Source organism: Bradyrhizobium sp. 31Argb (assembly GCF_043638955.1).
GTDB lineage: Bacteria > Pseudomonadota > Alphaproteobacteria > Rhizobiales > Xanthobacteraceae > Bradyrhizobium.
This window is the reverse complement of record NZ_JBEGDB010000314.1, coordinates 1-8,936: the sequence shown is the minus strand read 5'-3', so window position 1 is coordinate 8,936 and position 8,936 is coordinate 1. Positions and strand designations below refer to the sequence as shown.

Below are 8,936 nucleotides of genomic sequence, written 5' to 3'. Positions count from 1 at the left end.
ATCGGGAGACACCCGAAGAATCCAATTCGCTCCGCTATGCAATACCCCCTAAGGCCATATGCGATTCCCCTACCGTAAGAACGGGGAGAGGGAGCTTTGCGCGCTGCAATCATCATGGTTCGATCAGCCTGCGGGATCGACGACCGCGGACGGGGTGCCGCCGGCTTCGACCGCCTCGCCCGCGGCAAGGCAGAGATCTTCGCGGTAGCGGCCCGAGACCAGTTGCACGCCGACGGGAATCCGGCCGACCAGGCCTGTGCTCACAACCAGCCCAGGCAGGCCCATGAAAGGAATGGCGATCTGCGGCAACTGCGCGTGCCAGACCCGCGCAAAGGAGGCATCGTCCTTGCAATCGAGTTGATCCGGGAACGGCAATTCGCCGGAGACCGGCATCAGCAACACCGCGTATTGTTCGAAGAACGCCAGCCATTCGCGCGTCAACGTCGCCCGGCGCGTCAGCGCTTTCGAAAGATCGAAAGTATGCACTTTGGCGCGGCTGCCGCGCAGGCAGGCGAGCGCGCCGGGATCGCCCTCGCGCTCGGCGGCTTCCAGTTGCGCCTCATAGCCGTCGCCGAGCCAGAGCTTGGTCTGGAGGTCGGCGGCTTCGCGCAGCGGCGGCGTTGTCGTGATCTCCTCGACGGTCCAGCCGGCGCGCTCCAGCCGCTTGCCGGCATCGGCCACCGCCGCCTTCACCTCGGCGACCGGGTTCAGGCCGTCAGGATCGAGGCACATCGCGACGCGCTTCGGCACCGACGGTCCCTCCAATAGCACCGGCATCCACCAGGGGTCGCGGACGTCCCGCGCCGACATCGCCGCGAGCGCGATGCGCAGGTCGTTGACGGTGCGCGCCAGCGGCCCGGAGACCGCGCTGATCTGCGGGCCGATCGGCCGCTCCGGCAGCGCCGCGTTGAAGGCGGGGATGCGGCCCATGGTCGGCCGCAGGCCATGCACGCCGCAGGCATAGGCCGGATAGCGGATCGAGCCCGCGATATCGGTGCCATGCGCGATATGCCCGATGCCGGCCGCGACCGCAGACCCCGCGCCGCCGGAGGAGCCGCCCGGCGTGATGCCGCTATCGCGGGGGTTTTTGGTGTCGCCATGAATCAGGTTGGTGGTGAACCAGCGATAGGAGAAGGCGGGGCAATTGGTGCGGCCGAGCAGGACGGCGCCCGCTTTCCGCAAATTCTCGACCACGGGATTGTTGGCCTTCGCGATCACGTCGCGCTGCAGCTTCAAGCCGTTGGTGGTGGCAAACCCTTCCTGGTCGACATTGACCTTGATTGTGACAGGGACGCCGCCGAGCGCGCCGGCGTCCTCGCCGCGGGCGATCGCGGCATCGATGGCGTCCGCCTGCGCCAGCACCTCCGCAGGCCTGTGGTCGACCACGGCATTGAGCTTGGGATTGACCGCGTCCAGCCGCGCCAGGGCGGCAGTCGCCGCCTCCCTCGCCGAAACCTTCTTCGATTTGATCAGGCCGGCCAGATCCGCGGCCGACAGACGCCAAAGTTCTTCCATTGCCAACTCCGTTGCGACGGGCGTGTTTTAGCGTCACAGGGCTGACGTGGCCAGCGCAAGGAATGGACAAAGATGGCATCTGCCCCTTCTCCTCGCGCATGGGGAGAAGGTCGGGATGACCTCCGCGAAAACGGTGACGCCGTCATTCCGGGGCGATGCGATAGCATCGAGCCCGGAATCCATTTGTCCACCCGCGCAAGTGGACGAATGGATTCCGGGCTCGCGCTCCGCGCGCCCCGGAATGACGATCGCCGCGCACTTTAGCGGTAGCGGGCGATGTAATAGGCAAGGTCGGCGATCTGCTCTTTCGTCACCGGCTGCATCACGTCGGCCATGGTGCCGTCATAGCCGTGGCGGGTGTTGTCCTTGTACTCGCTGAGCGTCTTGTTCAGATAGTCCTCGCGCTGGTTGGCGATGCGCGGGACGTTGTCGTTGCCGGAGAAATCCGGCCTGTGGCAGTTGTTGCAGAGATATTGATGCGCCAATGCCTGGCCGTGCGCCACGCGGGCGGAATCGCCGGCCTCGGCGGGCGGTGCCGGCTTGGGCAAGGTGGCGATAAAATCGGAAAAGGTGCGGAGGTCGTCGTCGGACAGATCCTTCGCCATCTCGTTCATGGTGTCGAACGCGCGCAGCTTCTCGCGGAACATGAAGAGCTGGATCAACACGTAAGCCGCTTGCTGGGCGCCGAGCGAAGGGGTGTTCTCGGTCTCGGACATGCCGCGCTCGCCATGGCAGGCAAGACAGGGCGCGGCGCGCTCCTGGATGGTCCCGGCGCTGGCGGCGAAGGTGATGGATGCACAGGCGAGCGCGGTGATTAGCTTCTTATACATCGATCTTTCCTGGCGCTCCGTCATTGCGAGGAGCGAAGCGGACGAAGCAATCCATTTCGCCACTTGCGGAGGCATGGATTGCGTCGCTTCGCTCGCAATGACGGAGAGAGAGTACGACCTACTGCCCCGCGACCTTCTGCTTGCCGTAGGTGATGCGGTAGACGGCGCCGTTCCAGTCGTCGGAGACGAGCAGCGAGCCGTCTTTCAGTTGCATCACATCGACGGGACGGCCGACATATTTGTTGTCCGCGAGGAAGCCGGTGAGGAACGGCTCGACCGACTTCACCTTGCCGTCCTTGTCGAGCTTGACCACGACGACATCGCCGCCCTCCTTCTTCGACTTGTTCCAGGAGCCATGACGCGCGACGAAGATCGCGTTCTTGTAGGCTTTCGGGAACATGTTGCCGGTATAGAAGCGCATGCCGAGCGCCGCGGTGTGCGGGCCCATCAGGCCGACCGGCGGGGTGTAGTCGCTGCAGGATTTACCCCAGCCGAGCTCCTGGTCGATGATGTTGCCCTGGTAGCAGAACGGCGCGCCGAAATCCTCGCCGGCCTTGGTCACGCGGTTGAGCTCGTCCTCCGGCACCGTCTCGGACAGCCAGTCGCGGCCATTGTCGGTGAAGTAGAGGTGCCTGGTCTCGGGATTCCAGTCGAAGCCGACCGTGTTGCGCACGCCGACCGCAAACACTTCCGCGCCCGAGCCATCGAGATTGATACGCCGGATCTGGCCATGCGCATCGTCATGCAGCACGTTGTTGCCGGGCTGGCCGACCGGGACATAGAGCTTGTTGTCCGGGCCGATGGCGATGAACTTCCAGCCATGGGCCTCGTCCTTCGGCAGATTGTCGTAGATCATCGTCGGCTTCGGCGGACTGTCGATGACATCGTCGATCTTCTCGATCTTGGAGACCTTGGAGAGCTCCGCGATGTAGAGCGTGCCGTCCTTGAAGGCGACGCCGTTCGGACGATAGAGGCCGGAGGCGATCACCTTCACCTGGCGTTTGCCGTCCTTGTTGACGATGGCATAGACCTTGTCGACCAGGCGGCTGCCGACGAACACCGTGCCCTTGTCGCTCTGCGCCAGCGAGCGCGCATTCGCCATGCCGGCGGCGTAGACCTCGACGTTGAAGCCGGCCGGCACCTTGAGCTTGGCGAGCGGCAATTTGTCGGGCGCGGCCGCCAGCGGCGGCGGCGCGACCGGGGCAAGCTTGGCGGCCGCCTCGTTCTCTGGACGCCCGATCAAGGGCGAGCCCGGCGGCAGCGGCTGCGCCGCCGCGGGTGCCGCGCCGGCGGCAGGCGGATTGGCGGGCTGCTGGGCATGGGCGGCAAGCGTGAATGCGCCGAAAAAGGCGCCGGCCAGGACAAGGCCGCGCGGCGTGGTCGGGTTGTTCATCGTTGTGGTTCTCCCCAGATGCGAAAGCCTGTTGGTCCTCGCATGTGCAGCGCCCTGCACACGCCGGCGTGGCTTCGTGAACGGCAGTTTCCGACATTCGCCCACGGATGCGCAATCCGGAACATGGTCGGAATCGAGGCGGGGAAGCGATCCAGCGCAGAACGACCGCGCGGACCTTCAATGTTTCGTGACCGAGCCCGTATCCGGCGGACCGATGATCGCCTCGGAGAACGGAAATTCGAGCACGATATCGCCCTCGTCGTCGGTCACTTCGATGACGGCATTCAACAGCGTGGCGTCGGCACCTTCCGTCCGCAGCAGTTCCCGAATCATGGCGCGCGCCATCTCCCAAGCGCGATCGGGATCCCGCAGGATTTCGCCCTCGGGGTCGGAGATCAGCTCATCGCCGATACGGGTGTTGAAGAAATAGCGCGGCATCGGCGGCAGACACTCCGGTTGAGACCCTTGCGATGGAAGCCTCTGTCAAACCCAGAATTGCTATTGATCGCAATGCGAACAACAGCGAAACGTATGATTTGACTTGCGGCTCTCGCACAACTGCGTGAATTCCCTAAGTTGCGGCGCAGCATGACTTATGCAGCGCAACACGTCAAAATTTAACTGGCGAACTTTTTCGCCCGCATTACTTTATTGGCAGGGCGGAATACGTCCCGGTTTCAATTTAGGAGAGCTCAATGGCCTGGAAAGCACCGAAGATCGCCGAAGTCGCCGTCGGCATGGAAATCAACATGTATATGTGCGCGACCCGCAAGTAAGCGGACGCGACAGCCAAATCTCTCACGTATGCTGGACTTGCGGGCGTCCGAACCTTCCCCAAGGGGATGCGCGTTGACGCCCGCGTCTGTGTTATTGTGTCCCTGCCTATCAGATTTTCGCCAGGAGACGGATCATGCTTTGCGTCGTCGTCCTGGGCGCGGCGGCCGGTGGTGGTGTTCCGCAGTGGAACTGCGGCTGCCCGGTTTGCACCAAGGCAAGAGGCGAAGCGCCGGACCTGCAGAGCACCCAGGCTTCGATCGCGGTCAGCGCTGACGGCGCGCACTGGTTCCTGGTCAACGCCTCGCCCGACCTGCGTCAGCAGGTGACCGCGACGCCGCAATTGCACCCAAAGCGCGGCGAGCTTCGCCATAGTCCGATCGCGGGCGTCATCCTCACCAACGGCGAGATCGACGCGATCGCGGGACTATTGTCGATGCGCGAGGGTTCGCCGTTTACGATCTACGCGCACCAGCGGGTGCTGGCGATCCTGAAGTCCAATAGCGTCTTCGACGTGCTGAGCGAGAAGAATGTCAAGCGCCAGCCGATCGCCGTGGACCACGCGTTCGAGCCGACCTTGCCCGACGGCTCACCCTCCGGCATCGAAGTGCTGCCGTTCGAGGTTCCCGGCAAGGGCGCGTGGTATCTCGAGGGCAAAGCGCATCCGGCCGGCAAGGACGGCATGGGCGATACGCTGGGCTTGCGCATTGCGGAAAAGGCCAGCGGCAAATATCTCTATTTCCTCGCCGCCTGCGCGCGCGTGACCGATGATCTGAAATCCCGGCTTGCAGGAGCGCCGCTGGTGTTCTTCGATGGCACGGTGTGGCGCGACGACGAGTTGATCGCGGCGGGACTCGGCAACAAGACCGGTCAGGCGATGGGACATATTTCGATGTCAGGCGGCCACGGCGCGATCGAGAGCCTCGCGGAGCTTGCTATCGGCCGAAAACTGTTCCTGCATATCAACAACTCCAACCCGGCGCTGTTGAAGGACTCTCCCGAGCGGAAGGCCGCCGAGCGGGCCGGCTGGCAAATCCCTGCCGACGGAACGGAGATCGAGCTTTGAACGCACTTTTACCCCAAGAAACTTCGCCCAAAGGGATGACCGCCTATTCGATCGGCAAGGGCGTGTCGCTTGATAGCGCCGAGGAGCTGGAAGCCGTGCTGCGCCATATCGGCGCGACGCGCTATCACAACCTGCATCCGTTCCATAAGCTCTTGCATGGCGGCAAATTGAACAAGGGCCAGGTGCAGGCCTGGGCGCTGAACCGCTACTATTACCAGAGCACGATCCCGATCAAGGACGCGGTCGTGATCTCGCGCTTCCGCGACCGCCTGACCCGCATCGAGTGGCGCCACCGCATCGAGGACCATGACGGCGATGTCGGCAGCGAAGGCGGGATCGAGCGCTGGCTGAAGCTGACCGAAGGCCTTGGCCTCGACAGCGCCTATGTCGAATCGACCGAAGGCATCCTGCCGGCGACGCGCTTTGCGGTGGAAGCCTATGTGCATTTCTGCCGCGACCGGACGCCGCTGGAGGCGATCGCCTCCTCGCTGACGGAATTGTTCGCGCCGAACCTGCACGAGGAGCGCATCTCCGGCATGCTGCAGCATTATGACTTCGTCAATCCTGATATCATGAGCTATTTCAAGCGCCGCCTGCAGCAGGCGCCGCGCGATGCCGGATTTGCGCTCGACTACGTCAAGAAGCACGCCACGACGCAGGCGGAGCGCGAGGCGGTCTGCAATGCGCTGATCTTCAAGACCAACGTGCTGTGGGTGCAGCTCGACGCGCTCTATCATGCCTATGTCGACGGCCACATCCCGCCCGGCGCCTTCGTGCCGACGGCGAGCTAGAGGATTTTTCGATGGCGGGCCGCAACATCAGCGTCAGCGAGGCAAGCCGGCCGAAATTGCCGCGGCATGCCAAGCTGAAGTTCGACGAGACACGGCAGGTCTGGGTGATCCTGGCGCCGGAACGCGTGCTGGCGCCGGATGAGATCGCGGTCGAAGTGCTGCAGCTCTGCGACGGCGAGCGCAGCGTCGCCGAGATGGTCGATCAGCTCGCCGCGAAATACGCCGCACCGCGCGAGGCGATCTCGACCGACGTGATAGCGATGCTGCAGGACCTGGCGGATAAGGGTTTTCTCAACGAGGCACGGGAGAAGACGCCATGAGCGACATTCTCGCCGAGGGCAAGACGACGGCCGCGCCGGATGACGGGCTGGCGGTGCTGGAGCAGCGCCGCTCGACTGCGACGAGCTACGGCATTCCGCTGGCGGTGCTCGCGGAGCTGACGCACCGCTGCCCGCTGCAATGCCCCTATTGCTCCAACCCGGTCGAGCTCGACCGCTCCGGCAGTGAGCTCACCACCGAGGAATGGAAGAAGGTGATGACCGAGCTCGTCGAGCTCGGCGTGCTGCAGATCCATTTCTCCGGCGGCGAGCCGACCGCGCGGAAAGATCTCGTCGAGCTGGTGCAGCATGCTGATGACGTCGGGCTCTACACCAACCTGATCACGTCTGCCGTGCTGCTGACGAAGGAAAAACTGGCGGCGCTCGCCGATGCCGGCCTTTGCCACGTGCAGATCAGCTTCCAGGGCAACGAGCCTGTCGTGGCCGACCGCGTCGCGGGCCTGAAGAATTCGCACGAGAAGAAGATCCAGGCCGCCAGATGGACGCGCGAGCTCGACCTGCCGCTCACCGTCAATGCGGTGATGCACCGGCAGAACCTGCACCAGCTTTCCGACATCATCCAGATGGCGGTCGATCTCGACGCCGACCGGCTCGAGGTCGCCAATGTGCAGTATTACGGCTGGGCGCTGAAGAACCGTGCGGCCTTGATGCCGACGATCGCGCAGATCGAGGAGACCAGCCGCATCGTCGAGGAGGCGCAGGCGCGCTTGAAGGGCGTGCTCGCGATCGACTACGTGGTGCCGGACTATTACGCGCTGCGGCCGAAGAAGTGCATGGGCGGCTGGGGCCGGCAATTCTTCAACATCTCGCCGGCCGGCAAGGTGCTGCCGTGCCATGCCGCCGAAAGCATCACCGGACTTCAGTTCGAATCCGTGCGCTCGAACCATTCGATCGCCTGGATCTGGCAGAACTCGGACGCCTTCAACCGCTATCGCGGCACAGGATGGATGCCCGAGCCGTGCAAATCCTGCGAATTCCGCGAGGTCGATTACGGCGGCTGCCGCTGCCAGGCCTTTGCGCTGACCGGCGATGCGGGGAATACCGATCCGGCCTGCACGCTGTCGCCGATGCACGAGAAGATCTTCAAGCTCGCGGAGACCGAGGCGGCCGCCAACAACAACCGCTTCCTCTATCGCAATTTCGCCGGCGGCACGCTGGAGACGGAAGGCGACCATGGCGCCTGACGCCGAGGCGGGCAAATCATCGCGCCGCACGGATCCTTTCGCGCCACTGACGTCCGAATTCCTTGATGTCGGCGACGATCACGAGATCTATGTCGAGAGTGTCGGCCGCGAGGGCGGCGTGCCCGCCGTCTATCTGCATGGCGGCCCTGGCAGCGGCTGCCAGCCGGATCACCGCCGCCTGTTCGATCCCGAGCGTTTTCATGCCGTGCTGTTCGACCAGCGCGGCGCCGGACGCAGCCGGCCGAAGGGAAAGCGCGAGGCCAACACGCTGCCGCTCCTGATCGCGGACATGGAAGCGATCCGGCAGAAATTCGGTTTCGAGCGCTGGCTGGTGGTCGGCGGCTCCTGGGGCGCGACGCTCGCGCTGGCCTATGCGCAGGCGCATCCCGATCGCGTCACCGCCCTCGCGCTGCGCGCGACCTTCCTCGGCACGCGCAGGGAATTGGAAGGCGCCTTTCTCGACACGCTGCCGCGCTTCTACCCGGCGCTGTCGGCGGACTTCCTGAGCATTCTGCCGATGGAGGAGCGCGAGCAGCCGCTCGAGGCCTATTGGCGGCGCATCCTCGATGCCGAGGCGGCGGTACACGGCCCGGCCGCGCGCGCCTGGCATGACACCGAGCACATTCTCTCCGTCCACGCGCCCAGCCGGATACGGCTCGATCTCGCCTCGCTGAACTCTTCGCGCGCCGTGCCCGCGACGCCGTTCATGGAGGCGCATTACTTCGCCAATGACTGCTTCATGGCGCCCGACCAGTTGATGAACGACGCCGGCAAGCTTGCAGACATTCCCGGAATCCTGGTGCAGGGCCGCTACGATTTGCTGTGTCCGCCGACCACCTCGTTTGCGCTGGCCGCACGCTGGCCCAAGGGCGAAGTCCGGATCGTCGAAGGCGCCGGACACATCCTGTACGACCCTGGTGTCCGCGACGCCGTGATGAGGGCAATCGCGGATCTCGCCTCACGCAAGCCGGGCTAGGCCGTGTGGACTCTTGGGATTCTCAAATCAGATTGAACGTGATTCAAGGCTTTCTTTTAGGAGGAAGCC

Annotated in this window: 10 protein-coding genes; 6 read left to right on the top strand and 4 right to left on the bottom strand. The window is 64.3% G+C overall.

What is annotated here, in order from left to right:
- Positions 1–123: 123 nt before the first annotated feature.
- The 4 genes from AAFX91_RS35655 to AAFX91_RS35640 form a co-directional block, all read right to left on the bottom strand.
- Positions 124–1,515: an amidase family protein gene (locus AAFX91_RS35655; RefSeq protein WP_394569656.1), complete on the bottom strand. Its 1,392-nt coding sequence runs from the start codon at positions 1,513–1,515 to the stop codon at positions 124–126.
- A gap of 260 nt (positions 1,516–1,775) precedes the next feature.
- Entirely contained in the window at positions 1,776–2,345 is a 570-nt protein-coding gene (locus tag AAFX91_RS35650) for a c-type cytochrome (RefSeq protein ID WP_394569655.1), read from the bottom strand.
- Positions 2,346–2,463: 118 nt separating this feature from the next.
- Complete coding sequence (locus tag AAFX91_RS35645) at positions 2,464–3,738, bottom strand: PQQ-dependent sugar dehydrogenase (RefSeq protein WP_394569654.1); 1,275 nt, start codon at positions 3,736–3,738, stop codon at positions 2,464–2,466.
- A gap of 177 nt (positions 3,739–3,915) precedes the next feature.
- Positions 3,916–4,176 carry a DUF6894 family protein gene (locus AAFX91_RS35640; RefSeq protein ID WP_028166081.1) on the bottom strand — a complete coding sequence of 87 codons (261 nt, stop codon included), beginning with the start codon at positions 4,174–4,176 and terminating at the stop codon, positions 3,916–3,918.
- Positions 4,177–4,433: 257 nt separating this feature from the next.
- Here AAFX91_RS35640 and pqqA point away from each other — a divergent pair, with 257 nt between their 5' ends.
- The 6 genes from pqqA (at position 4,434) to pip (ending at position 8,867) form a co-directional block, all read left to right on the top strand.
- Positions 4,434–4,514: a pyrroloquinoline quinone precursor peptide PqqA gene (gene pqqA / locus AAFX91_RS35635; RefSeq protein ID WP_130583840.1), complete on the top strand. Its 81-nt coding sequence runs from the start codon at positions 4,434–4,436 to the stop codon at positions 4,512–4,514.
- 134 nt (positions 4,515–4,648) lie between these two features.
- Entirely contained in the window at positions 4,649–5,578 is a 930-nt protein-coding gene (pqqB, locus tag AAFX91_RS35630) for a pyrroloquinoline quinone biosynthesis protein PqqB (protein WP_394569653.1), read from the top strand.
- Between the two features lie 35 nt (positions 5,579–5,613).
- Positions 5,614–6,369 (top strand): pyrroloquinoline-quinone synthase PqqC, encoded by a 756-nt coding sequence (gene pqqC / locus AAFX91_RS35625; RefSeq protein WP_130583836.1) that lies wholly within the window; start codon positions 5,614–5,616, stop codon positions 6,367–6,369.
- A gap of 11 nt (positions 6,370–6,380) precedes the next feature.
- Entirely contained in the window at positions 6,381–6,689 is a 309-nt protein-coding gene (gene pqqD / locus AAFX91_RS35620) for a pyrroloquinoline quinone biosynthesis peptide chaperone PqqD (protein ID WP_130583837.1), read from the top strand.
- On the top strand, positions 6,686–7,891 hold the full coding sequence (gene pqqE, locus AAFX91_RS35615; protein WP_130583838.1) for a pyrroloquinoline quinone biosynthesis protein PqqE: 1,206 nt from the start codon (positions 6,686–6,688) through the stop codon (positions 7,889–7,891). Before pqqD ends, pqqE begins: the two co-directional genes overlap by 4 nt.
- Positions 7,881–8,867 carry a prolyl aminopeptidase gene (gene pip, locus AAFX91_RS35610; protein WP_130583839.1) on the top strand — a complete coding sequence of 329 codons (987 nt, stop codon included), beginning with the start codon at positions 7,881–7,883 and terminating at the stop codon, positions 8,865–8,867. Before pqqE ends, pip begins: the two co-directional genes overlap by 11 nt.
- Positions 8,868–8,936: the final 69 nt, after the last annotated feature.

Bases quoted from the DNA above. Each gene is read 5' to 3' on its own strand.
- AAFX91_RS35655 (WP_394569656.1), bottom strand. From the start codon at position 1,515: ATGGAAGAACTTTGGCGTCTGTCGGCCGCGGATCTGGCCGGCCTGATC.
- AAFX91_RS35650 (WP_394569655.1), bottom strand. From the start codon at position 2,345: ATGTATAAGAAGCTAATCACCGCGCTCGCCTGTGCATCCATCACCTTC.
- AAFX91_RS35645 (WP_394569654.1), bottom strand. From the start codon at position 3,738: ATGAACAACCCGACCACGCCGCGCGGCCTTGTCCTGGCCGGCGCCTTT.
- AAFX91_RS35640 (WP_028166081.1), bottom strand. From the start codon at position 4,176: ATGCCGCGCTATTTCTTCAACACCCGTATCGGCGATGAGCTGATCTCC.
- pqqA (WP_130583840.1), top strand. From the start codon at position 4,434: ATGGCCTGGAAAGCACCGAAGATCGCCGAAGTCGCCGTCGGCATGGAA.
- pqqB (WP_394569653.1), top strand. From the start codon at position 4,649: ATGCTTTGCGTCGTCGTCCTGGGCGCGGCGGCCGGTGGTGGTGTTCCG.
- pqqC (WP_130583836.1), top strand. From the start codon at position 5,614: ATGACCGCCTATTCGATCGGCAAGGGCGTGTCGCTTGATAGCGCCGAG.
- pqqD (WP_130583837.1), top strand. From the start codon at position 6,381: ATGGCGGGCCGCAACATCAGCGTCAGCGAGGCAAGCCGGCCGAAATTG.
- pqqE (WP_130583838.1), top strand. From the start codon at position 6,686: ATGAGCGACATTCTCGCCGAGGGCAAGACGACGGCCGCGCCGGATGAC.
- pip (WP_130583839.1), top strand. From the start codon at position 7,881: ATGGCGCCTGACGCCGAGGCGGGCAAATCATCGCGCCGCACGGATCCT.